Origin of the sequence: Planococcus sp. NCCP-2050, from assembly GCF_023708025.1 — a bacterium.
Taxonomy (GTDB): Bacteria; Bacillota; Bacilli; order Bacillales_A; family Planococcaceae; genus Planococcus.
In genome coordinates this window covers 107,860-131,296 of sequence record NZ_BRCX01000001.1, presented here as the reverse complement: position 1 = coordinate 131,296, position 23,437 = coordinate 107,860, and the positions used below count along the sequence as shown (strand labels likewise).

27 protein-coding genes and 1 other annotated feature are annotated in these 23,437 nt (G+C 44.6%); of the genes, 9 read left to right on the top strand and 18 right to left on the bottom strand.

What is annotated here, in order from left to right; genetic code table 11:
* Positions 1-54: 54 nt before the first annotated feature.
* On the bottom strand, positions 55-462 hold the full coding sequence (locus NFU07_RS00655) for a CoA-binding protein (RefSeq protein WP_235199141.1): 408 nt from the start codon (positions 460-462) through the stop codon (positions 55-57).
* 204 nt (positions 463-666) lie between these two features.
* Between NFU07_RS00655 and plsY the strand changes: the two genes are divergently transcribed.
* Both plsY and NFU07_RS00645 read left to right on the top strand, forming a co-directional pair.
* Positions 667-1,260 carry a glycerol-3-phosphate 1-O-acyltransferase PlsY gene (gene plsY / locus NFU07_RS00650; protein ID WP_251473165.1) on the top strand — a complete coding sequence of 198 codons (594 nt, stop codon included), beginning with the start codon at positions 667-669 and terminating at the stop codon, positions 1,258-1,260.
* A gap of 25 nt (positions 1,261-1,285) precedes the next feature.
* Complete coding sequence (locus NFU07_RS00645; protein WP_251473158.1) at positions 1,286-1,585, top strand: HesB/YadR/YfhF family protein; 300 nt, start codon at positions 1,286-1,288, stop codon at positions 1,583-1,585.
* 6 nt (positions 1,586-1,591) lie between these two features.
* Here NFU07_RS00645 and NFU07_RS00640 read toward each other — a convergent pair whose 3' ends face one another.
* The 4 genes from NFU07_RS00640 to NFU07_RS00625 form a co-directional block, all read right to left on the bottom strand.
* The gene (locus NFU07_RS00640) at positions 1,592-1,900 is read right to left on the bottom strand and encodes a hypothetical protein (RefSeq protein ID WP_251473155.1); all 309 of its coding nucleotides are present in this window, start codon (positions 1,898-1,900) and stop codon (positions 1,592-1,594) included.
* Positions 1,884-2,324, bottom strand: a complete 441-nt coding sequence (locus NFU07_RS00635) for an acyl-CoA thioesterase (protein ID WP_235199138.1) — start codon at positions 2,322-2,324, stop codon at positions 1,884-1,886. Before NFU07_RS00635 ends, NFU07_RS00640 begins: the two co-directional genes overlap by 17 nt.
* A gap of 234 nt (positions 2,325-2,558) precedes the next feature.
* A complete protein-coding gene (gene acnA, locus NFU07_RS00630) occupies positions 2,559-5,270 on the bottom strand; it encodes an aconitate hydratase AcnA (protein WP_285835915.1) in 2,712 nt (903 codons plus the stop codon).
* 127 nt (positions 5,271-5,397) lie between these two features.
* Positions 5,398-5,904 carry a DinB family protein gene (locus NFU07_RS00625; RefSeq protein WP_251473149.1) on the bottom strand — a complete coding sequence of 169 codons (507 nt, stop codon included), beginning with the start codon at positions 5,902-5,904 and terminating at the stop codon, positions 5,398-5,400.
* A gap of 218 nt (positions 5,905-6,122) precedes the next feature.
* Here NFU07_RS00625 and NFU07_RS00620 point away from each other — a divergent pair, with 218 nt between their 5' ends.
* From NFU07_RS00620 to NFU07_RS00610, 3 genes are all read left to right on the top strand, one after another.
* The gene (locus NFU07_RS00620; protein WP_251473145.1) at positions 6,123-6,977 is read left to right on the top strand and encodes a site-specific integrase; all 855 of its coding nucleotides are present in this window, start codon (positions 6,123-6,125) and stop codon (positions 6,975-6,977) included.
* Between the two features lie 273 nt (positions 6,978-7,250).
* Positions 7,251-7,793 carry a cysteine hydrolase family protein gene (locus NFU07_RS00615; RefSeq protein ID WP_251473138.1) on the top strand — a complete coding sequence of 181 codons (543 nt, stop codon included), beginning with the start codon at positions 7,251-7,253 and terminating at the stop codon, positions 7,791-7,793.
* 89 nt (positions 7,794-7,882) lie between these two features.
* Complete coding sequence (locus tag NFU07_RS00610; RefSeq protein WP_251473135.1) at positions 7,883-8,143, top strand: GlsB/YeaQ/YmgE family stress response membrane protein; 261 nt, start codon at positions 7,883-7,885, stop codon at positions 8,141-8,143.
* Positions 8,144-8,187: 44 nt separating this feature from the next.
* Here the strand turns inward: NFU07_RS00610 and NFU07_RS00605 are convergent, their stop codons facing one another.
* Positions 8,188-8,835: a lytic transglycosylase domain-containing protein gene (locus NFU07_RS00605; protein WP_251473133.1), complete on the bottom strand. Its 648-nt coding sequence runs from the start codon at positions 8,833-8,835 to the stop codon at positions 8,188-8,190.
* Between the two features lie 148 nt (positions 8,836-8,983).
* On the opposite strand from NFU07_RS00605, the gene mscL reads away from it, so the two are divergent.
* Positions 8,984-9,373: a large conductance mechanosensitive channel protein MscL gene (gene mscL / locus NFU07_RS00600; protein ID WP_251473113.1), complete on the top strand. Its 390-nt coding sequence runs from the start codon at positions 8,984-8,986 to the stop codon at positions 9,371-9,373.
* A 13-nt stretch (positions 9,374-9,386) separates the two neighbouring features.
* Here mscL and NFU07_RS00595 read toward each other — a convergent pair whose 3' ends face one another.
* From NFU07_RS00595 to NFU07_RS00580, 4 genes are all read right to left on the bottom strand, one after another.
* On the bottom strand, positions 9,387-9,929 hold the full coding sequence (locus NFU07_RS00595) for an SCO family protein (protein ID WP_251477006.1): 543 nt from the start codon (positions 9,927-9,929) through the stop codon (positions 9,387-9,389).
* Positions 9,930-10,038: 109 nt separating this feature from the next.
* The gene (locus NFU07_RS00590; RefSeq protein WP_251473109.1) at positions 10,039-10,167 is read right to left on the bottom strand and encodes a YvrJ family protein; all 129 of its coding nucleotides are present in this window, start codon (positions 10,165-10,167) and stop codon (positions 10,039-10,041) included.
* A 57-nt stretch (positions 10,168-10,224) separates the two neighbouring features.
* Positions 10,225-10,440, bottom strand: coding sequence for a DUF2922 domain-containing protein (locus tag NFU07_RS00585; RefSeq protein WP_251473108.1), 216 nt, complete (start codon positions 10,438-10,440; stop codon positions 10,225-10,227).
* 28 nt (positions 10,441-10,468) lie between these two features.
* Positions 10,469-10,687: a DUF1659 domain-containing protein gene (locus tag NFU07_RS00580; RefSeq protein WP_251473105.1), complete on the bottom strand. Its 219-nt coding sequence runs from the start codon at positions 10,685-10,687 to the stop codon at positions 10,469-10,471.
* Positions 10,688-10,808: 121 nt separating this feature from the next.
* On the opposite strand from NFU07_RS00580, the gene NFU07_RS00575 reads away from it, so the two are divergent.
* Positions 10,809-11,261 carry a DUF2621 family protein gene (locus tag NFU07_RS00575; RefSeq protein ID WP_235199128.1) on the top strand — a complete coding sequence of 151 codons (453 nt, stop codon included), beginning with the start codon at positions 10,809-10,811 and terminating at the stop codon, positions 11,259-11,261.
* A 17-nt stretch (positions 11,262-11,278) separates the two neighbouring features.
* Here the strand turns inward: NFU07_RS00575 and NFU07_RS00570 are convergent, their stop codons facing one another.
* The 8 genes from NFU07_RS00570 to NFU07_RS00535 all read right to left on the bottom strand — a co-directional run bounded on the left by NFU07_RS00570 (position 11,279) and on the right by NFU07_RS00535 (position 21,119).
* A complete protein-coding gene (locus NFU07_RS00570; protein ID WP_251473102.1) occupies positions 11,279-11,779 on the bottom strand; it encodes a CcdC family protein in 501 nt (166 codons plus the stop codon).
* Positions 11,780-11,870: 91 nt separating this feature from the next.
* Complete coding sequence (locus tag NFU07_RS00565) at positions 11,871-12,581, bottom strand: cytochrome c biogenesis CcdA family protein (RefSeq protein ID WP_251473100.1); 711 nt, start codon at positions 12,579-12,581, stop codon at positions 11,871-11,873.
* Between the two features lie 325 nt (positions 12,582-12,906).
* Positions 12,907-14,682 (bottom strand): ABC transporter ATP-binding protein, encoded by a 1,776-nt coding sequence (locus NFU07_RS00560; RefSeq protein ID WP_251473097.1) that lies wholly within the window; start codon positions 14,680-14,682, stop codon positions 12,907-12,909.
* Positions 14,682-16,436 carry an ABC transporter transmembrane domain-containing protein gene (locus NFU07_RS00555; protein ID WP_251473094.1) on the bottom strand — a complete coding sequence of 585 codons (1,755 nt, stop codon included), beginning with the start codon at positions 16,434-16,436 and terminating at the stop codon, positions 14,682-14,684. The genes NFU07_RS00560 and NFU07_RS00555 overlap by 1 nt, the downstream gene beginning before the upstream one ends.
* Before the next feature lie 265 nt (positions 16,437-16,701).
* Positions 16,702-18,075 (bottom strand): argininosuccinate lyase, encoded by a 1,374-nt coding sequence (gene argH, locus NFU07_RS00550; RefSeq protein WP_251473091.1) that lies wholly within the window; start codon positions 18,073-18,075, stop codon positions 16,702-16,704.
* Positions 18,072-19,304 carry an argininosuccinate synthase gene (locus NFU07_RS00545; protein ID WP_285835914.1) on the bottom strand — a complete coding sequence of 411 codons (1,233 nt, stop codon included), beginning with the start codon at positions 19,302-19,304 and terminating at the stop codon, positions 18,072-18,074. The genes argH and NFU07_RS00545 overlap by 4 nt, the downstream gene beginning before the upstream one ends.
* Before the next feature lie 196 nt (positions 19,305-19,500).
* Positions 19,501-20,055, bottom strand: a complete 555-nt coding sequence (locus NFU07_RS00540) for a YobA family protein (protein WP_251473085.1) — start codon at positions 20,053-20,055, stop codon at positions 19,501-19,503.
* A gap of 116 nt (positions 20,056-20,171) precedes the next feature.
* A complete protein-coding gene (locus NFU07_RS00535; RefSeq protein ID WP_251473082.1) occupies positions 20,172-21,119 on the bottom strand; it encodes an MBL fold metallo-hydrolase in 948 nt (315 codons plus the stop codon).
* Between the two features lie 119 nt (positions 21,120-21,238).
* Positions 21,239-21,446: a binding site (T-box leader), on the top strand.
* An 80-nt stretch (positions 21,447-21,526) separates the two neighbouring features.
* Between NFU07_RS00535 and proC the strand changes: the two genes are divergently transcribed.
* Positions 21,527-22,330, top strand: coding sequence for a pyrroline-5-carboxylate reductase (gene proC, locus NFU07_RS00530; RefSeq protein ID WP_251473079.1), 804 nt, complete (start codon positions 21,527-21,529; stop codon positions 22,328-22,330).
* Positions 22,331-22,386: 56 nt separating this feature from the next.
* The gene (gene namA, locus NFU07_RS00525) at positions 22,387-23,403 is read left to right on the top strand and encodes an NADPH dehydrogenase NamA (RefSeq protein ID WP_251473073.1); all 1,017 of its coding nucleotides are present in this window, start codon (positions 22,387-22,389) and stop codon (positions 23,401-23,403) included.
* Positions 23,404-23,437 lie beyond the last annotated feature (34 nt).

Here is a 23,437-nt window from a genome sequence, read left to right as displayed (position 1 = left end):
TCTGTCAATAATCACAGAAAAAGAGAGCTTTGCGCCCTCTTCTCCTTCGTGATCTTATTTAAGGATGGCATGTTCCACTTTGATGCACCGGTCCATGATGACCGTGTAGCCTTTATCGGTCAAGTCATTGAAGACTTCTTCATCGACGACGTTCAATTGTGTCCAGAAGACTGGGCAATCGATTTTTTTGAAATCTTCCGCAAGTTCCGGAAGAAATTCGCTGCGTCTGAAAACGTTGACGATGTCGACCGGTTCCGGCAGATCCAGTAGCGAAGCGTAGCTTTTTTCACCCAATACTTCGTCTGCTGCCGGATTGACAGGAATGATCCGGTATCCCGCTTTTTGCATAGCTTCGGAAACCATGTAGGAAGTCCGGTTCACGTTCGGGCTAAGCCCTACAACTGCAATGGTTTTTGCAGTATCCAGTATTTCTTTGATTTCTACACGGCTTGGATTATTCATGCAATTCACCTATCCCTTTTCCGTATTTTCATGCGTTAACAGTATCATGCGGAGCCGATAATTTCATTCATTAACTGCTGTGTCCCTCTATTGTATCATATTCGGCGACGTTCAGCATTTGCAATCCGGCTCTCTATATTGTCGAACGAACGCGCTTCATGTTAAACTTGAACTATAAATATCAGCTGTTTAAAGGAGTTCAACATGGACATATTGCTTCCAGTCATACTAGCTTATCTGCTCGGCTCGATCCCGTCTGCATTGTGGGTTGGGAAAATCTTTTACAAAACGGATATCCGGACAAAAGGAAGCGGCAATTTGGGCGCGACCAATACATTCCGCACTCTCGGCATCAAAGCGGGCATCGTGGTAACCGTTCTTGATATCTTCAAAGGGACTGCAGCTACCATGATTCCGCTTTATATGGAGACAAATGTCCACCCGCTGGTATTTGGTGTGATTGCGGTTATTGGCCATATGTTCCCGATTTTTGCGAAGTTCAAAGGCGGCAAAGCGGTTGCCACTTCCGGCGGCATCTTGCTCGGCTATCAATGGCCGTTGTTCATTGTGGCAGTAGTTGTCCTCTTGATCGCTTTAAAAATCACGAAAATGGTATCGCTGTCATCGATTATCCTCGCCATCGTTGCAGTCATCTATACCCTGATTTACGCACTTAACACCGGAGATTATCCATTCCTTATTGTCATCATCATTCTCGCATCATTTATCATTTACCGGCACCGGGCGAATATCGCGCGCATCAAAGCCGGTACAGAACCGAAGGTCAAATGGCTTTAGCTGAATGAAAGGGCGTGCACGATACGTGGAAATCAAAATCACTGAAGATGCATTTACATGGTTCCATAACGAAATGGAAGTCGAATCTGGCGACACGGTCCGCTTTTTTGTCCGCTACGGAGGGGCAGGAAACCTGCAGCCCGGATTCTCGCTTGGTGTCACAAAAGACGAGCCGGACAATGCGGCCGCAGCCGTCGAACAAGACCAAGTGACCTACTACATTGAAGAACGGGATATTTGGTATTTTGACGGCCATGACTTAGTAGTCTCGGTCAATGACGACTTGCACGAACTTGATTATTCATACGAAAAAGAAAAAGCGTGAGGCTCCTCACGCTTTTTCTTTTTTGAATTTATTCAATTGGTCAATCATGCCTTCCGCTTCCAATATGCGGATTTGGTGTTCCCCGAAAAGATCGAAATGCGGATAATTGCCTCGAAGGTCCATCCATTCCGGTTTCAATCCGTATTGACGGCCCCATTTTTCAAGCTTTTTTAAATTGCTGCAGCCGACCTTCGTGACAGTCGATGCGCCTGGGAATCGCTCATCGATCCAATAATGGGTCAGAAATGCGATTTTTTCATCTTCCACGTCCTGCTTCCACCGATTCAATTCGTCTCGCTTAATTCCGAACGCCATCGGGGGATTTCCTTTTGATTTCCTCGTATTTCGCATGCCATTCCGGGTAGATTTTCTTGATCGATACCGGTCGGAAATTGTCCTTTTTCACGACGACATGCTCGGATGTCGCTTTTGCAGCGAGCGTGCCGTCTTCATGGAGCACTTCGTAGCCGTATGTCGTGCGCAGCCGGTCGTGGCTTTCCACCCATGTACGCACTATCGCTTTCTGTCCGTAGCGGAGCGCTGCCTTGTATTGGATCGAAATGTCCGTCACAGGAGACAGGTAACCGTCTTTTTCCATCCCTGCATATGTAAACCCTAAGTCTTCAATCAATTTTGTCCGGCCGATTTCCAGCCAAATAATATAATTGGCGTGGTAGACAACGCCCATTTGATCGGTTTCCGCATAACGGATTTCAATTTCTTTTTCACTGATGTACATATCCTTTTCACCTCTGTCTGTAAGTATACAAAAAATCCGGATAGAAATAAAAAATAAGCTGCCAAGAACTTCTCGGCAGCTTATTTTGAACGTTTTACATTGCGTTTTTCTTACTTGTCCAGACTTCACCGGCCAAGTCCTCGGGTCATAAGCCGCCTCGCCTGTGCGGCAAAAAGCGCCGCTTCGGCAATTCGTCTTATGCCCGTCGAACTTACACGGCCGCTTGGGCTTTTCTTACGCTTCTACTAATTTTCTGCGCAGTACCATTTGAAGGATACCACCATGGCGGTAGTAATCTACTTCAACTTCAGAGTCGAAGCGCACTAATGCGTCGAATTCTGTTACTGTGCCGTCTTCAGCAGTTGCTGTAACTTTCAAGATGTCGCGTGGTTTTACGTCATCTGTCAAGTTCACTGAAATGCTTTCGCGTCCAGTAAGCCCTAGTGAATCAGCATTTTGTCCATTAACGAATTGCAATGGAAGAACACCCATCATCACAAGGTTTGAACGGTGGATACGCTCATAGCTTTCCGCAATGACTGTTTTAATTCCAAGAAGGAATGTGCCTTTAGCAGCCCAGTCACGTGAAGAACCCATACCATAGTCTTTGCCCGTAAGCACGGCTAGGCCAGTTCCTTGTTCCTGGTATTTCATCGCTGCGTCATAGATCGGCATGATTTCACCCGTTGGCCAGTAAGTTGTGAAGCCGCCAGTTGTACCTGGAGCCACTTGGTTACGGATACGGATGTTGGCGAATGTTCCGCGCATCATGACTTCATGGTTTCCTCGGCGTGAGCCGTAAGAGTTGAAGTTGCGTGGTTCTACGCCGTTTTCGCGCAAGTATTTCCCTGCTGGTGTATCTTTGCCGATTGCTCCAGCTGGTGAAATGTGGTCAGTCGTGATGGAGTCAGCAAATTTCGCAACAACACGCAAATCAGCAAGTGTTTGAATTGGCTGAGGCTCTCTTGAAAGACCTTGGAAGAATGGCGGGTTCTGGATATAAGTCGAAGTTTCATCGAAGTTATATAAAGAATCGTCATTTGTTTCGATTGCATTCCAAGTTTCGTTCTCGTCGAATACGCGAGCATATTCTTTACGGAACAATTCAGGAGTCACTGTGCTCTTAACAACTTCGTTTACTTCTTCAGTTGTTGGCCAGATATCGCTCAAGAAGACGTCGTTGCCTTCTTTATCTTGTCCGATTGGGTCGTTTTGAAGATCGATATCCACTGTTCCAGCTAAAGCATAAGCAACAACTAACGGCGGTGAAGCCAAGTAATTCGCTTTTACAAGCGGGTGGATGCGTCCTTCAAAGTTACGGTTACCCGAAAGAACAGAAGTCACCAATAAGTCGCTGTCTAAAATCGCATCTTCGATTTCAGGAAGCATTGGACCTGAGTTACCGATACACGTAGTACAGCCGTAGCCGACCAAGTTGAAACGGATTTGCTCAAGGTAATCCAAAAGTCCAGCTTGCTGCAAGTAGCCAGTTACGACTTTTGAACCTGGAGCAAGTGAAGTTTTCACGTACGCAGGCGGCATTAAGCCTTTTTCAACTGCTTTTTTCGCAACAAGTCCAGCACCAAGCATTACGTATGGGTTTGAAGTGTTCGTACAAGACGTGATGGCAGCGATGCCGATTGCGCCTGTCTTCATTTCAGCTGTTGAGCCGTCTTTGAAGTTGACAGTAGCTGTCTTGTTGATTTCTTCTTCGCCTAACGCAAAACCGTGCGGGCCTTCAGGTCCTGTAACCGCTTTGTTGAATTCCGTTTTCATTTGAGAAAGAGGAATCAAATCCTGCGGGCGTTTAGGTCCTGAAAGGTTTGGTTCGATAGTCGAAAGGTCCAATTCGATTGTATCTGTGTAAACAGGATCTTTGTCTGCATCGAAGAACATATCGTTTGCTTGCAAGTAAGCTTTAACGATGGCAATGTGGTCTTCCTCACGGCCAGTTAAGCGCAAGTAGTCAAGTGCTTCTTCGTCAACCGGGAAGAATCCGCAAGTTGCGCCGTATTCCGGTGCCATGTTCGCAATTGTTGAACGGTCTGCAAGCGGCAATGTTGTAACACCAGCGCCGTAGAACTCAACAAATTTACCAACCACACCTTTTTGGCGAAGCACTTGTGTAATTTTAAGTGCCAAATCCGTAGCAGTCGCGCCGTTTGGCAATGCATTTGTCAATTTAACTCCGATTACTTCAGGAATCGGGAAGAATGAAGGTTGTCCAAGCATTCCAGCTTCCGCTTCGATGCCGCCGACGCCCCATCCAAGAACACCAAGACCGTTGATCATCGTCGTGTGGGAATCTGTTCCGACTAATGTATCCGGGTAAGCTTCGAACGTACCGTCTTCGTTCGCGATGGCATGAACCACGTTAGCTAAGTACTCAAGGTTAACTTGGTGAACGATACCCGTTTCAGGTGGAACTGCACGGTAGTTGTCATATGCTTTTTGAGCCCAGCTAAGGAACTGGTAGCGCTCTGCATTGCGTTCAAATTCTAATTTCGTGTTGATTTTTAATGCTTCGTTTGTACCGTAGCTGTCTACTTGTACAGAGTGGTCAACGACTAAGTCAACCGGTACATCCGGGTTGATTTTGTTTGGATCTCCACCCATTTCAGCCATAGCTGAACGGAGTGCTGCCAAATCGACAACAACTGGAACCCCAGTGAAATCCTGAAGAATAACGCGGGAAGGCTTGAACGGAACTTCAGCTTCCTTGTTTGCGTTCTTGCCCCATTTAGCAAGTTCTTCAACATGCTCGTCTTTGATGACGTATCCGTCGTGCTGGCGCAGGACAGACTCTAAAAGGACTTTAATTGAGTAAGGAAGTCGTGATACTTTCGCGATTCCTGCTTCTTCTAATGCAGCTAAACGATAATAGTTAAACGTTTTGCCATTTAGCTCAAAAGAAGTACGGCTGTTATGCAAACTGCTTTTTGCCATGATCATGTTCCTCCTTTAAATCTTCTGAAAAGGCTTTTGTTAGCGTCTTTTCTCCTCTTCTATCATAACGAATCCATAAGCATAAGTAAATTACATTAAAATTATAGAATGTGATAAGTTTTTCCAATTACTTATTGGGACTAGCGTGAAGTTTTTCCAATGTCTTCTCCAATTGCTTTAAATGGCGCTTTTCATGCAGCCCGACAAAAGGAAACCATTGAATTAAAGGCACTTTGCCGAACACAGGATGCGGCAATGATTTTGCTTCGAGCGCTTCAGGTGAAGCCTCTTTATAAACTGCATCCAGCAATGCGGCGGATGCTTCCAAACGCTTCTTCATCTCTTCTAGAGACACAAAGTCATTCGTCGGCACCACGTATTTCGGGGCATCCACTTTAATCAACCGGCTGACAGTCAATTGAATTGGCTTTTTCCTCGCTCTTTCGCTTTCGCTTTTCGTAAGTTGTCTTTGAACATTTCCGGCGACCACCGATTCCATCAACTGAAGATGATCGAGGATTTGCATCGGTGACCATTCTTCTGGAGAAGGTTTCGTATTTAATATTTCGTCTGAAATGCCGTCAACCGCTCTTAATACTGCGGTTCGAACTTTTTCGTTGTCTTCTTTATACATTCGAATGCCTCCATTTTCATCGCCAACTAATCTTTTGCCCTCTTGTATGGCATACCCCATTTCAGCCAAAAACAAGCACTTTCGCCTAGTATACAGAAAAAATCGGGATTTCCTATAAAAAACCACGTGATTACAGGGTTTTCAGGGGGAAAGTGCGTTCTATTCAATCCATTTAATGGTATAATTATAGATAAGAATGAGATGAGGAGTGTTGCGGAATGCCTTATGGCTATGAAAAATATCGTTTAAAAAATGGCATCAGCCCGAATACGGTTGTCCATGAAGTCCAATTGATTCGAGCGCTCTTCGCCTTTTTGCGCAATACTTATAAAAAACCGGTGGAACCGCATGAAATCCGGCCGATTGATATACAAAAATTCCTTCAGCAGCAACACGAAACAGGCATTAAAGACAGCACACTTAACCGCAAACTGATCTATATCCGCCTGTGGTTCGATTATATGTGGCAGATCGGCAAGATCCCGGTGGATTTTATGCCGAAATTCAAATTCGCTGAAAAGCTGGACCTGACACCGGCTGATATTCACGTAAACTACGGTGAACTGCTGGAGAAAAAAGATTCGGTGCTCGAATCCAGCCAGTTGTCTTTGAATGCCAAAATCCTTTTCATCTTGTATATGAGAGGACTGCGCTTGCGCGATATGACCACGATTGAAGTGGATGATTTCGAAGACGTGGATGGCGGCCTGTTGCTGCCGTTGGAGAAAAAGGATGGCTACGTCTGCCAACTTGAATTTTCCGGCAAAGAGGTTCCGGTTTTGATGGAAGGAATCGAACGCGCAGTCTTCCGCAATACGCCTTACCTTCTTTCTTCAAAAGTGAAAGACGGCTATTCCATGTTTAAAATGGGTTCCTTGTCAGATTATACAGAAGCCTTAACGGATTTTTTGGGGGTGCCGATCCGCTCCGGAGATCTCCGCTTCGCTTATGTCCACCATCTCTATACGGTCGAACATAAGAACTTGGAAGAAATCCAGGAAATTATGGGAGTCTCACTTGATTCCGCTTCCCGCATGCTGACAGAATCCTTGACTCGCCTTAAACAGGATTGACCTATAAAACGCCTGTCCCAATTTACGGGCAGGCGTTTTTCATTATTAAATAAAGAACTCGAAATCGATGGCGAAATTCGGGATGACCAATGAATGAAGTGCTGCAAACCAAAGGGCTTGGCGATTCAACTTCTGCGTGTTTCCAAAAACCATATTACTCATCTCTTTCAATCAATATACTGAATAGTTTTTTAATTCACAAAAGATTATTTTCACTTTTCATTAAATTGTTTTTATGATTAGATGGAGCCATAGACGATGGGAGGAATTGGGATGAAAAAAGCATTATTGGTCGTGGATTATACGGTGGATTTTGTAGCAGATCATGGAGCTTTGACGGTTGGAAAACCGGGGCAGGCCATTGAAGAAAAAATATGCTCGTTGACCGAGCAATTTTTGGAGAATGGCGATTATGTTGTTCTGCCGGTTGATTTGCATGAACATGAAAATGAATTGCATCCGGAGTCGAAACTGTTTCCGCCGCATAATATTCGCGGAACAGCTGGGCGAGATCTTTACGGGCGCCTTGCAGAAGTTTATGAGCAGCATAAAGAAGAAATTGTTTGGATGGATAAAACGCGGTATAGTGCTTTTGCCGGCACCAACTTGGAAATCATGCTGCGAGAGCGAAATATCACGGAAGTGCATATTGTCGGGGTTTGCACGGATATTTGCGTGCTTCACACAGCAGTCGATGCTTACAATAAAAACTTTGCGATCAAAGTTCACGAAGAGGCGGTTGCAAGCTTCGACGAGGAGGGCCATCGCTGGGCATTACGGCATTTCAAAAACACCCTTGGCGCTGATATACTATAAAATTTACTTGTATATGTTTCAAACGTCCTGAATAAGGTTATATATTCAGTGTAGCAATTATTCATAACCTTAAAAGGAGCTGGAACGAAATGGGATTTCTATTATATTTGATTATGGGTGGTATCATCGGATGGCTTGCGGGTCTAATCCTCGGTAAAGACATTCCTGGAGGCATTATCGGAAACATTATTGCAGGTATTATCGGCGCATGGCTTGGTAGCTTGCTGCTTGGAGATTGGGGTCCTGAAATTTGGGGCGTATTCATCATCCCTGCATTAATTGGTGCTTTAGTACTTGTCTTTGTATTGAGCTTGATCTTAGGTTCAATGAGAAAAGGCCGCAGAGCTTAATAACAAACAAAAAAAAGAAGCGAGGCATCTGCCCCGCTTCTTTTTTATGGTGTTTTAAATTGCTCTTCATACAAGTGATAATAATGCAGAATGTCTTTCACGTAACTATCGCTATGGTTGTATTGGAAAATCGCCTTTTCCAAATCGCCGTCTGCTGCGCCGTATTTCGATAAGAAATTGGCTGCGCTATACAAAGCGTCTGTCAGATCATAGGGATCTGCCACTCCGTCCCCATTCCCGTCTACACCGTAACCACCGTATTCTTCGATGACAGCCGGATCGGTTTTTTCCTTCTCGGGAATTTCCCCTCCCCCTAATCCAGAACAGGTCGGGTGCTGCCAACCAACAAATGTACAGGGCATGAATTGCAGATGGCCTTCTGCGCCAACCGGCGATAAAAGCGGATCCATCGTCGAAAATTTGGTTTCAATCCGATGATGGGCGGCAAGCAATGTCCACGGAATGCCATACGTTTCTGCCGCTTCTTTATACAAGGGGATGTTTTCTTTTGGAACTTCCAATTCAAATAATTGCTGGGGCGTCTCTTTGATCGTGTGCACGACATCCCCTGGGTTAAACACATAAAAAACCACAATCGCGAGTGTGGTTATTACTAGCATTACCGGCACCAGAATGATCAAAAACCAAATTTTAATCCGAGTCGCCAGGCCCTTTTTTTTCTTTTTCTTCATTTTCCCACACCTATCACGTATTTCCCCTAGTTTACCATAAAGTTTTTTATTTTTCTTTTGGAAAATAAAAACAGTGTCCATCTTTCCTTTAAATTTTCCTAGCCAATAGAGGCCATTTCGGTATACTTAAAGAAAGGTGGTGTTAAACATGTGGGAAGATTTTAAGAAATTTGCCTTAAAAGGAAATGTCTTGGATCTGGCTGTAGCGGTTGTCATCGGTGCAGCATTCGGTAAAATCGTCTCTTCTCTTGTAGAAGACATTATTATGCCGCTTGTCGGAATCTTAATCGGCGGTTTCAGCGTCGAAGATTTAACTTATTCTTTAAATGGCGTAAATCTTCGTTACGGCGCTTTCGCCCAATCGGTCATCGATTTTTTCATTATTGCATTCTCTATATTCTTAGTGATTCGATTGTTTACGAAATTCAAGCGCAAAAAAGATGTACCAGCAGAGGAAGAGCCAGAAGTGCTCGACAAAAAAGAAGAGCTTCTTATGGAAATCCGCGATTTGCTGAGCAAAGAAAAAACCGGTCTTTAACGACCGGTTTTTTTCATTCGATTAAATTTTGCAGATCTTTTACAATATCATCGACCGGCACTTCTTCAAAACCATCATAATTATTGGTGACTTTGCCTTCCTGGTCGACTAGATAGAAAGAAGTTCCATGCACAACTTGATCGCTGTTAGGATCATCTTTTACAAAAGCTTTAAAATTTTCTTTAGCGAAATCCGCGATTTCCTGCTGGCTGTATCCAGTCAACAAATTCCACTTGGAGTCGTCCGGCACCGAGAAATTCGCTAGGTATTCCGCCATTTTCTCGGGAGTGTCTTCTCTTGGATCGACGCTGAAAGCGATAATTTTATAGTCTTCGATTCCTTTTTCGATCAATTCTTCTTGAATACTTGCCATATTAAACGTCATCGGCGGACAAACCGTTTCACAATTTGTAAAAACAAATGTCGCAAGCCACGGCGTTCCTTTTAAACTTTCCAAAGACACCGTTTCGCCTCGCTGGTTAGTATGTGAAAAATCGTCGATCGGCTGATCACCACATGCTGAAAGCAAAAAGACCAAAGCTAAAAGCACGAGCATTTTGAAACCTTTCAATTGCCTGCCCCCATTCTTCTGCTCTATCCATCTTAACGAATGAGGCTGTTGAATTCAATATTTGCAGGCCTCCCTTTATCACAATTCTGTGAAATCAGGATACTTTCAAAGTGATGAGGGCGTCGTGTATCGCTACTAGTTTTGCCTCCACCCGGTGCATCAAATAAAATGACACAAAGATCGGAAATCCCACTTCTTGGATTAAACGCATCCATTCATCCATCGTTTTCACCTCACTCCTATTTTAAAAAGCTCTCCCGTTAAGGAGAGCTTTTGTTGCTTATAGCGGATAATCTGTGACATTCCGTTCAACGAGCCGGGCAGCCTTGGCTTTTGCAAAAGCAGAGCCTTCCACTTCAAAGATGTTTTGCGTAATGATGGTCTGCATGCCTGCATTTAATTCTTGCGTCGTAACGTCTTCACGCGGTTCCTCGATCGATAAAGTCACATCTTTTCCTGCAGCTGTTTCAAAAATCAATTCCAATGTTTTGGCCATTTCCTATTCCCCCTCATTAGTAGTTGAATTACGCGAAGATGTTCAAGCCGGATTGTTTTTCAACAAGCATCATCGGTTTTGTACCGAAGTCTGCCAATACGACTGCCACTTCAAAGATTTGTGTTGCTCCTGCTGCTTCTGTAACATTGTGGTACGCTTTTACTTTTTTCTTCGGCTTGCCTTTGCTATCCAAGCCAAGATCAAATGTGCAACGGATGCTTGCACTCTTAAATTCGCTGACTGCCATGTCGATCACCTCCTTTCATTCGCTATATAGACACAAATGAAAAAAGAAGATACCTTTTTAATGAATTTTTTAAAAAACCCTTCTATAATAGGAACAGGTATGAATAAATGAGGTGAACAAAATGGCACTTGAAGGTTGGTTTTTATGGTTTATCTTATTCTGGGGCGCTGTTTTAATCGGTAGTTTTGCCATAGGCGGATATTTCATGTTCCGCAAGTTTCTTAAATCGATGCCAAAAGAAGACGGGCTTTCGGATTTGAACTGGGAAGAATATTATGTCGATAAGACGATCCATTTATGGGGCGCAGAAGAAAAAGCGATGTTGAACGAATTGGTCCAACCTGTTCCAGATCTTTTCCGTCCTGTCGCCAAGCAGAAAATCGCTGGCCGGATCGGACAGATTTTATTAGAGGAAAAAGTGAAATCAATGAAACTTGAACATATCATTCGGGGTTATATCCTAGCTACGCCAAAAAGGGACCATAAATTCCTCCGCAAAAAGCTGGCTGAGATGCAGATCGATGTCCATCCCTATGAAGTCTATTTCAATCAGGAAAATCAAAAGACCGTATAATGAAAAAAGCGCAGCCCTCAATTCGGGACTGCGCTTTTTACTTTATTCGTCATTTTCTTATATTGCAGATACATGGCTAAGCGCCATGGCACAATCATGCTGAAAGCCAGGATAAAGAACATGCCCCCGAGCTCACCTACATCAATTGTTGCACTCAGCACCACTTTTGCAATCACCCGGATCAGCAATAAACCAAATAAAATGAACATGAATGCCTTTGATTGCTTTAAATAAATATCGCCGTCCCGCACTTCAAATTTCGAAGTCCAGATGAGAACCGTCGAAAACAGCATTCCCACTAAACAGGCTTCAAGAATCTGCATGGGGTGCACCCGAAAAAATGGAAAGACGAACATCAGCGCACCTGTCGACATGAATAAAGGCGGCAAAATAATCTTTTTGGCCGAGGCCGGTTTTTTCGCCGATTTATTGCGGACAAATATTGCCAAAATCCCCATTCCGAGCGCTCCGACTGTCGTCACAATCAGCATGAGTTCAGGAGAGATCATTTCAAACATCGAAGCTCACCTTGCTTACTATTAAAATTTTTTTACTTTCCATACTTACACCCGCTTACTCCGCTTTTACTGATGATAATCATACCATCATTTAAAACCCTTGGAAATCTCCAAATATCGGGCTTAAAATCCGTATAATATAAGTCATGCCGTCGAAGAACAAGAGAATTCCGACTGCAATCATGACATAGCCGCCGATTTTCATGATTTTGTTGCTGTTTCTGCGCAGCCAGCCTGTTTGCGCAACGAAGAAGGACAATACAAAGAACGGAATCGCAAAACCAAGAATATAAGCGATCATATACCAGATCCCAGATCCCGGATTTGTTGCAGCTAAGGCATAAATTGCCGCTGTGATTGGCCCTGTACAAGGCGTCCATCCAGCTGCAAAAGCAATCCCGATAACAAAAGTACCGAGAAAACCGGATGGCCGGTTCTTAAATGAAAACTTGCGATCTTGCATAAGAAACTTCGGTGTAAAGACGCCAACGATCATCAAGCCGAAAACCACAATGAAGATAGCGCCTAGTTGGCGGATCAAATCATCGTAGCGCAAAAACCATTCGTAGAAAAATGAAGTGCTGAATCCGAGCGCAATAAAAATGGTTGAAAAACCGAGAAGGAAAAATAAGGTATGGTACATACCTCGGCGCTGCATTACCTTTTTATCATTTTTAATCTCATCAATCGTCATGCCTGTTATATAAGATAAAAATGCTGGATACAGCGGCAGCGTACACGGCGAAATGAAACTCAGAAATCCTGCCCCGAACGCCAAAAACAAGTTTATATCTGCAGCCACTATTGGTCACTCCTTATCCTCGCTTTAACCGCAAAAATGAACTTGCGAATCAAAGTCCAATTGAATCCACTGCTGCTCGATGATACCCAAAGAGCATAGTTTCTCTTTTTTACTCCTCCCATCTTACCAAATAATCTCGAGCAAAACCGCCTCTTTGCTTGTGACATATTTGTGGACAATGATTTTGGCCCCTTTTTTCACTTTTTTTGTTACGTTTTTTTCTTTTTTTAGATAAACCTTATGTAGTTTTCTACATGTATAATTAAAAACGAGCTATGCTTTTAATTATTAAATTTTTTCACAAAAAAAAGCGGCCGGAGCCGCTTTACATAGCTTCTACTATTCCGTTTTGCAGTAAATACATTTTATGGTAAAGTCCGCGTTCTGCAAGCAATTCTTGATGTGTCCCGCGTTCAACAATTTCACCGTGATGCAAAACTAAAATTTGGTCTGCATCTTGGATCGTACTAAGCCGGTGTGCAATGGCAATCGTCGTCCGCCCTTTTCGCATGCGTTCGAGCCCTGCCTGGATTGCGATTTCGGTTTCAGTGTCAATATTCGCTGTTGCTTCATCAAGCACCAAAATTTTCGGATCGGTCGCCATCGTCCGCGCAAATGCCACCAGCTGCCGTTGTCCGCTCGAAAAAGTCGAACCGCGTTCTGTCACGTCTTGCTGGTATCCATTCGGCAAAGCATTGATAAACCGGTCAGCCTGGACAAATTCAGCGGCGGCCCTCACTTCCGCGTCCCCCATCTGTTGGTTATGGAGGCGAATATTGCTTTCGATGCTTCCATAGAATAGAAACGGATCTTGCAGCACCAATCCAATTTTCTTGCGGAGCTCTTGTGATTCGTAATTCTTAACCGATTGCCCATCGATTAGAATGTCCCCTTTAGAGAATTCATAGAAGCGCATCAATAAGTTAATGATGGAACTCTTGCCGCTTCCCGTATGCCCCACTAACGCGACCGTCTCACCCGGCATCGCTGTGAATGAAATATGCTTTAAAACGTCTGTAATGCCGTCATAAGAAAAACTGACATCGTTAAATTCGATCCGGCCTTCTTCAATAGTGCCGGCCGTGTTTTTTTGAGCGGGCGCCAAGTCTTCTTCGTCCAATAGCGAAAATACGCGCGCTGCAGCGACAATGGCTTGCTGGAAAATGGAAAGCCGCTGCATAACTTGATTGATTGGCTCAAAAAAACGGTCAATATACGTCACAAACGCATAAATCACTCCGACTTCCACAGTATTCGAAAAAGAAGTGATGCCGAAATAGCTTAATAGAATAATCAACGCCAATGCATAAACCAAATCGATTGCGGGCCGCAAAAGCAATCCGTCAATTTTAATATTGCGTTTTCCGGCTTTCCAATGCTGCTCGTTGATTTCGCTGAATTCGTCTTTCAACCGCTTTTCCTGGCCAAATGCTTGAATCATGCCCATGCCTTGGACAGACTCTGAAATCTTTGCATTCAATTGCCCAAGACGCTCGCGCAAATCCTGATAAAATACGGAACTGTATTTGCGGTATAGGTACATGATCCAAAACAGTATCGGCAATAGGACAAGTGAAATAGCTGCCAGTTTAACATTCAGGAAGAACATCGCGATATAGACGCCGATAATCAAGAAAGCGCTTTGGATAAATCCGATCAATACACTGACAAACATTTCCTTGATTGCTTCCGTATCATTGGTCACTCTCGATACAATGCTGCCGGCAGGCGTCTTATCAAAATAGCGCATGCCAAGATTCTGGACTTTAGCAAAAACGTCGATGCGCATTTGCTGAATGATTTTTAAAGCCGCTTCCTGGAATTTCAGCAATTGAAAATAACTGATGACCACATTGGAAATCTGGATAAACAAATAAGCTAATGCCAGACCCACTACAGGCCCTGTCGGAAAATTGCCTGGGGTCAAAAAATCATCGATAAACATTTTAATGAGAAATGGCCCCAACACATCTCCGACAACGGTGAGTACCAGTAAGCCTAAAGCAAATGCCAGCATCTTTTTGTGGGGAACCAAATAAGTGAGCAGGCGTTTAAATACTTTCCATTGGTCTTTGCCGGTCAACGATGGTTGCTTTTCCATCATAACTCGCCTCCTTGCTCGACGAGCGCCTCTAATTGCTGGAGCTCATACATTTCATAATAACGGCCTCTTTTACTCATCAATTCCGCGTGTGTTCCAATCTCTGCCACTGTTCCTTCGTGCATGACGAGAATTTGATGCGCATGTTGGATTGCACTGAGGCGGTGCGACGTAATAATCGTCGTCTGGCCGCTGCGCGTTTCTTTTAAAGAAGTCAAGATGGCTTCTTCCGTTTTCGCATCAACCGCAGACAAAGAATCATCCAAAATCAGCAATTCCGGCTTCATCATTAACGCACGGGCGATTGAAATCCGCTGTTTCTGGCCGCCTGAAAGAGAAACGCCGCGTTCTCCGACTACCGTTTCGTAGCCGTTGGTGAAATTCAGGATATCTTCATGGATATAAGCAAGCTTAGCAGCTTTCTGTACTTCTTCTAGCGTGGCTTCTGGTCGGGCAAATGCAATATTGCCCGCGACGGTTGTTGAAAACAGGAAATGCTCTTGCGGCACATAGCCGATCGCTTCACGCAAATTCTGTTTTTTGTATTCATTGATCGGAATGCCGCCAAATGTAATTTCGCCTTCGTACTGATCAAATTCCCTCAATAGCAAGCGCAGGATGGCAGACTTTCCAGATCCGGTTTTCCCTGCGATTCCAAGCGTTTCTCCTTGTTTTAAACGGAAATGAATGTTTTGGAGAGCCGCTCGTTCGTCGCCTGTGAAATTAAAGCGTTCGAGTGCAAAAACAAGATCTCCTTGCGGCTTGAAATCGACGGCATCTTCCTGGTCTTCGATTTCCACCGGTGCTGCAAGCAAGAGGCGGATGCGGTCATAGGATGCCCGGCCGCGTTCGACGATATTGAATAGCCACCCGAAAGCGAGCATTGGCCACACCAGCAAGCCGAGATAGGCAGTGAAAGCGACCAAATCCCCAATAGTCATGCTTCCTGAAACGACAAAATACGATCCGAATCCAATAGCCAGAAGATAACAGACACCGATGATGGCTGAAATGGTCGGATCAAACAGAGAATCGACACGGGCCACTTTAATATTTTCATCGACTACAGTATGCGACAGCCGCTTGAAATCTTCGATGTCTTCTTTTTCTTGGCCAAAAGTCTTTATCACTTTCATGCCTGAAATGCTTTCCTGCGTTTTATCGTTCAAACTCGAAAAGGCTTCTTGGGCTTTATGGAAACGTTGATGCATCAATTTCCCGTAATAATTCGTCATATATGCCATCAATGGAAGCGGAAGCAAGACGATTAACGTCAACTTCCAGCTGATTGTCAACGCCATGGCCGCAATGACAAACCCGCCAGTAGCCAAGGAATCGACAAGCGTCAAAACTCCGGCCCCTGCAGTCTGCTGGACGGCTTGAATATCATTCGTTGCATGAGCCATCAAATCGCCGACCCGCCGCTTCTGATAAAACGCCGGAGACATCCGGGTAAAATGCCGGAAAAGCTGTTCCCGTAAATTTCTTGCCAAAAGAATCGAAGATCCAAAAATCATGATCCGCCATGCATAGCGAAGTGCGTACATGGCAAGTGCTGCACCGGCCAACACCCCTAGCCACATTAGCAGATAAGATTTTGTCAACGTCCCTTTGCTGATTTCATCCACTACAAAACCGATAATCCGCGGTGGCAACACTCCGAGAAATGCCACAATCAGCAGCATGAAAATACCGACAGCATAATGAAGTTTCCGTTCTTTAAAAAACCATCCTAACTCGAAAAACACACGCATATTCTCTTCCCCTTGCTGTTCGATATGGAACTACCTGTCTTATTTTATCAATACCATTATGTAAAAGGAATAAATATTTCGATTCTTGAAGTAAATCAGACAATAGACTGAGAATTTTCGAGATGAGCGTTCTTTCCATCATAGGTTTCCTAGTTAATCCTGTTTGAGAAATCAAAAAAGCGGAATTCCTAAGGGGGATAGGAATTCCGGTCAAAGGTGCCGATAGCGGGTACCAAGCGCTACGGCTTTATAAGATTGGACTTGATTACCCGATGAGTTGCTTGGCAAGTCCCAACTGGTGGTGTACTTGTTCAAAGCCGGTGCCGCCAAGTGAGTTGCGGCGTTTAACTGCGGTTTTGGGCATTAAGGTCTCATAAATATCTTCTTCTATCAACACACTTGCTTGCTGCAGATCGGCAAGCGGAAGATCTTTTAAATAATAGCCTCGTTGAATGCACGTAAAGACCAGTTTTCCGGTAACATCATGCGCTTCGCGGAATGGCATGCCTTTAGCTGCCAAATAATCGGCAAGTTCTGTGGCATTGGAAAAGTCGGAATGGACGGCTTTTTCCATCGAATCGGTACGGACAATCATCGTCCGGACCATGCCTTCAAATATCGGCAATGAACCCATTAATGTATGGACAGTGTCAAACATGCCTTCTTTATCTTCTTGCATGTCTTTATTGTAAGCGAGCGGCAACCCTTTTAAAGTCGTCAGCAATCCAAACAGATTGCCGTAGACACGGCCTGTTTTGCCGCGGATCAGTTCCGCCATATCCGGATTTTTCTTTTGCGGCATGATGCTCGATCCTGTAGAAAAAGCATCATCCAGTTCAATAAAGCGGAATTCTTCGCTTGACCAAAGAATGATTTCTTCAGCAAAACGCGACATATGCATCATCAACATCGATGCATTGCTTAGAAATTCCACAATGAAATCTCGGTCGCTCACGGCATCCAGGCTGTTTTGGTAGACGCCTGAAAATCCGAGCAGGCTCGCTGACAATTCCCGGTCAATCGGGAATGTCGTTCCGGACATCGCCCCAGCGCCAAGCGGCGAAAGGTCGATGCGTTTTAAGGATTCCGACAAACGTTCCTTATCGCGTTCAAGCATCCAGAAATACGTCAGCAAATGATGGCCGAATGAAATCGGCTGGGCACGCTGAAGATGTGTATAACCGGGTACAATTGTTTCCACATGAGTTTCAGCCTGATCGACGATAGCCGACTGGAATGCTGTCACAGCTTCTATTATTTCTGTTACCCGATTTTTCAAATAAAGATGCATATCTGTCGCAACTTGATCATTCCGGCTTCTCGCCGTATGAAGCTTGCCGCCGACCGGACCGATTTCATCAATCAAGAACTTCTCCAGATTTAAATGAATGTCTTCGTTTGCCACGCTGAATTCCAAATCGCCTGCCGCTGCTTTGCCTTTCAAGGTCTGCAGCCCAGATAAAATAAGAGCTGCATCTTCTTCTGAAAGGATGCCGCAAGCCGATAGCATTTTAACATGGGCCGTGCTGCCTTCTAGATCTTCTAGTACAAGTTTTTGGTCAAAGGAAATCGATGCGCCGAACTCATCCACCCACTGTTCGGCCGATTTCTGGAAACGGCCTCCCCACAGTTTGGTCATGATTGAACGCCTACCTTCACGTTTTCAGGGATCGCGACTTCTTTCTTATTGACTTGTGCATTGACCACCGTTGGAAGCCCCCACAATTCGATAAATCCGACTGCCGATTCGTGGTTGAATGTATCATCAGTCGAATAAGTAGCCAATTGTTCGCTATAAAGAGAATTCGCTGACTTACGGCCTTCAACGATTGCATGGCCTTTAAACAATTTCACACGCACTGTGCCGTTGACAAAGGTTTGCGTTTCTTGCAAAAATGCTTGAAGCGCTGTACGAAGCGGCGAGAACCAAAGGCCTTCGTAAATCAATTCCGTCAATTTCTTTTCAATTACCGGCTTGAAATGCGCCATTTCTTTTACGAGTGTAATGTCTTCAAGCTCTTTATGCGCTGCAATTAAAGTCATCGCAGCTGGAGCTTCATAAATTTCACGTGATTTGATGCCGACGAGACGGTTTTCAACATGGTCGATTCTGCCGACGCCGTGCTTGCCTGCAAGCTTGTTCAATTCAAGGATCAAATTGGCGAAGGTATAAGAAACTCCGTCCAACTGGACAGGAACGCCATTTGCAAATTCAATTTCCACCACATCCGGTGTATCCGGTGTATTTTCCAAAGAGTTTGTAATGTCATATGCTTCTTCTGGCGGTGCAGCCCATGGATCTTCTAAAACGCCGCATTCGTTGGCGCGGCCCCATAAGTTTTGGTCGATTGAAAACGGGCTGTCCAAGTTGACCGGAATCGGCACATTGTTTTCTTTCGCATAAGCAATTTCTTCATCACGTGACCATGCCCAAGCACGAACCGGGGCGATTACTTCAAGTGCCGGGTTCAACGATTTGATGGAAACTTCAAAACGGACTTGGTCATTGCCTTTGCCCGTACAGCCGTGCGCTACTGCAGTCGATCCTGTCGCTTCTGCAATTTCCACCAATTTTTTCGAAATCAATGGACGGGATAACGCGGAAACAAGCGGATATTTGCCTTCGTATAGCGTATGAGCCTGCATGGATACAAGTGCATATTCATTCGCAAATTCTTCTCTCGCATCGATCATATAACTTTCAACCGCTCCGACTTGAAGCGCTTTTTGTTTAATGAAATTCAAATCTTTTCCTTCCCCGATATCCAGGCACACAGCGACGACGTCGTAGCCTTGTCCTTTCAGCCACGGAATGGCCACCGATGTATCTAATCCACCTGAGTATGCGAGTACGATCTTTTTATTCAATAGGAAAACCTCCAATGTATTTTTATGCATTATTTAATATGAATATTCATATACTAACACGGAATATTTATTAGTGCAAGTGAATTTAATTACATTCAAATAAAAAAAAGAAAAGCAGCCGCAGCTACCTTTCTTGTTGAAATATTCGCACAAATAAACAGATTTTCTTAAAGAACTCTCGTTTAGAAGAGAAAGTTTATTCTCCCCCAATTGTATATTCATGTGTATCTAAATCGATTTTGACTTCAGACATTTTGCCGTTCTCCATATTGGTGAACAGGAAGCCGATTTCGTTTTCGCGCACAATCGGCTGGCCAAGCATCAATAAGCGCGGAAGTTTCTCGCCTTCGATAAAGGCAGTCAAAGCTTCGGCTTCTTCTAATGACGCTTCATCTTCTTGGATAGACACGGTTTCAGCCTTGCCTTCCATCGGGAAGGAATCTTCGAGCGGACCTTTATAATCAACAACCACTTTCATGCCGGTGCGGATATCGCTGATTACACCGTCTTTCTGTTCCTTGCCATCATCATGCTTTATGCTAACTTCTTCAGGAATCGTGAAGTAAATATTATTGACGAGGATCTGGTCTGTCGTAACTTGAGTGATAAATCCTTCTTCTGTCATCTCTTGCTGCTGCTCCGTCGCCACTTCTTCTTTTTTAGGTTCTTCAACTTTCGGCTTTGCCTCTTCATCATTTGAACACGCGGCTAAAAATAACAAACTTGCCATCAACATAGTGAATTTCTTCAAAATAATCCATTCCTTTTCGTGTTAATCTCAGTTGTGCTGTCCATATTTTGAAAAGTCCAACGGCTTTATTTTAACCTTTAAACCGGCATTACGCAATAACAAACCAATGACGGCAATTACGCTTTTTGGTAATAAAACAGGCCATCGCCATCCAGCCTTTCGGTAATGAGCCCATCCTCCAATAGATAGTCGATCTGGCCGATCGTTTCGGAAAGCGTCAATCCAAGTTCTTTCACATACGCATGCGGGAACAATTCCTTAGCAAGCATATAGACGGTCTTTTCTTCGTCTTCAATCATTTTCAATACTTTCATGGCACGGAGATGCTGCTTTTCTAAGCGTGCAGTAATCAACTCTTTCATATTTCGGACTTCTTCACCATGACCGCTATAAATGACATCAATCGGCATCTTCAATAGTCTCCCGAGCGATTCATTGTATTGAAGCAATGATTTCGGACGCCCTTGATCCGGATCAAGCGGCGGTTCAATTAGCGGATTTGACGATACTTTCGCGATGACGTGGTCGCCGCCGATCATTTCACTTGTTTCCGTATTCCAAAAAGACAGATGGCTTTGGGCGTGCCCGAGCGTCTCCATGACTTTCCATTCCTCATGGCCTGGCAGGACATCGCCTTCATTGATCGACATATCGAGCGGACGGCTGCCCATTAGATTCAACGGCCGCTTCATCTTTTTAACCCAATATTCCAAGTCATCCGGTACGCCTTCTTCTTTTAGGCGTTCCATATAGAAGGCATCGTGGTATTGAAAAAAGGCTTCATCTCTTCTTAACCACAAGTCGTTATAAGGATGGCCATATAATTTAGCATTCTCAAAACCATCCACCCAGCCTGCATGGTCGGGATGGTGGTGCGTTAAAACAACTTGCTCGATATCCTGCGGACGCAAATTCACTTCCTTAAGCCCCGCTTTTATCGCTTCCCATGCTTCCGGAGTTTTTGGCCCAGCATCTATTAAAGTAAGGGCATCGCCTTTTAATAAGTAGGAGTTCACATCTCCTACTGCAAAAGGTGTTGGAATAATAATCTTATGTACACTCATAACTTCAGCTCCTTAAAGAATGAATGGCTATTCATCTATCATACAGCTTAAAAACCGAGCCGTCACGCCTAAAAGCCATTTGACAAATATTCAGCCCTCCCCCTATAATGCAGTTACATAGTCGAGCGAAGAAAAAGACCAGTAAAGACGGTGATGGTGTATAGAGAGTGCGCTTTTGGTGAAATGTGCATCCCCGCTCCCTTCTTGAACCTACTTTTGAGCTGCCGTGAAAACACGGACGTTTTATCCGCGGTAAGGATTTCGAGTCGTGCCGTTTACCGGCAAACTTAGGTGGTACCGCGGAAACCAAGCGTTTTCGTCCTTGCAAATGCTGGGACGGATGCGCTTTTTTTAATGCGTAAAAACATGCTCGCATTTTCTTACTTATGACAAAGGACGTGATGAAGATGGATATCGTATGTGTAGGCGCTGGGTCGATGGCAGAGTCCATGGTGCATGGATGGATCCAGAAAAAGATTTTAAAGCCGGAAGAAATTTCCGTGATGAATAAATCCGATAAAGAACGGCTCGAATTTTTGAAAGATGAGTACGGTGTGAAAATTGTCCAGAAAGAGAAAAAAGAATTGAGGCAAGCCGATTTTATTTTATTGGCGATGAAGCCGAAAGATGTAGCAGCCGCCCTTACCGATATTAAAGACAAGCTTTCTGATAAAACGGTTATTCTTTCCGTGGTGGCTGGTGTTTCCATTGAAACGATCCAAAAATATGTCGGCAATTTGCCGGTGGCTCGCGCCATGCCAAATACTTCTGCAAAAATCGGCAAATCCGCGACTGGGGTCGCATGGAGCCGCTACGTCTCCACGAGCCAACAACACGATTTAAGAAATTTGCTTTCCTCGATTGGCGGCGTCACCGTTGTCGAAGAATCCCAGCTTGACGCCGTGACGGCTGTGGCTGGCAGCGGGCCGGCATTCATCTATTATTTTGCTGAGGCGATGACGGAAGCTGCCATTCAAAACGGCCTGTCTCCTGGAGATGCAAAAAAACTAGTACGCCAAACTTTCTCCGGCGCAGCTGACATGCTGCAGCAAGACGACTTTGCAGAGCTGCGAAAAAAAGTCACTAGCCCGAACGGCACAACTGCAGCAGGCATTGCTTCGCTTGAAAAAAATAATTTCAAAGGGACGATCGGGCAATGCATCGAACAGGCTGCGGCAAGATCCCGAGCTTTGGGACGAGAGTTCGAATAAGGTATTTTGCTATACTTAAACTCTAATTGTTTTGTAAATTAGAGGAGGCATTTGGAATGGCAAAATTATTCGAAGAATACACCATTAAAAACACCACGTTTAAAAATCGCATCGTCATGGCTCCGATGTGCATGTACCAAAGCGATAAAGAAGACGGCCAAGTCACCGATTGGCACCGCATCCATTATCCGGCGCGTGCTGTCGGCCAAGTTGGGCTGATCATATTAGAGGCTACCGCTGTCCAGCCTCAAGGCAGAATCTCTGCGCAAGACCTTGGAATCTGGGAAGATGGCCATGTCGAAGGTCTGGCTGAACTCGTCCGCCTGATGAAATTGCACGGTTCGAAAACCGGCATCCAATTAGCACATGCCGGCAGAAAAGCGACCGTAGACGGACCGATTCAAGCTCCGAGTGCAATCGCTTTTAGTGACCAATACAAATTGCCGGTAGAAATGAGCGTCGAGGAAATCCAGGAAACGGTCGAGGCGTTTAAGATGGCTGCCGTACGTTCCAAGCAAGCTGGATTTGATGTAATTGAACTGCATGCGGCACATGGTTATTTGATCAACCAGTTCCTGTCGCCGCTAAGCAATAAACGCAGCGATGAATACGGCGGATCGGCGGAGAACCGCTACCGCATTTTGAAAGAAATCATCGATGGCGTCAACGAAGTGTGGGATGGCCCCTTATTTGTCCGCATTTCTGCTCATGACTATACAGAAGGCGGCATGACGCCAGAATTATATGTGGAAATGACGAAGTGGATGAAGGAACAAGGCGTAGATTTGATTGATGTCAGTTCAGGAGCTGTCGTTCCTGCAAAAATCAACGCTTTTCCAGGATATCAAGTTCCGTTTGCAGAAACCATAAAGCATAAGACACCTATTGAAGTAGGCGCAGTCGGATTGATTACAAACGCCCTGCATGCAGAAGAAATCCTGCAAAATGGACGCGCTGATTTAGTCTTCCTGGCCCGCGAATTGCTTCGTGACCCTTATTGGGCATATACCGCTGCTAAAGAGTTGAACGCGGATATCGACGTGCCAGTGCCCTATAAGCGCGGATGGGTGTAAGGCAGTTGCAAAAAACTCAAAATTTAGTATACTA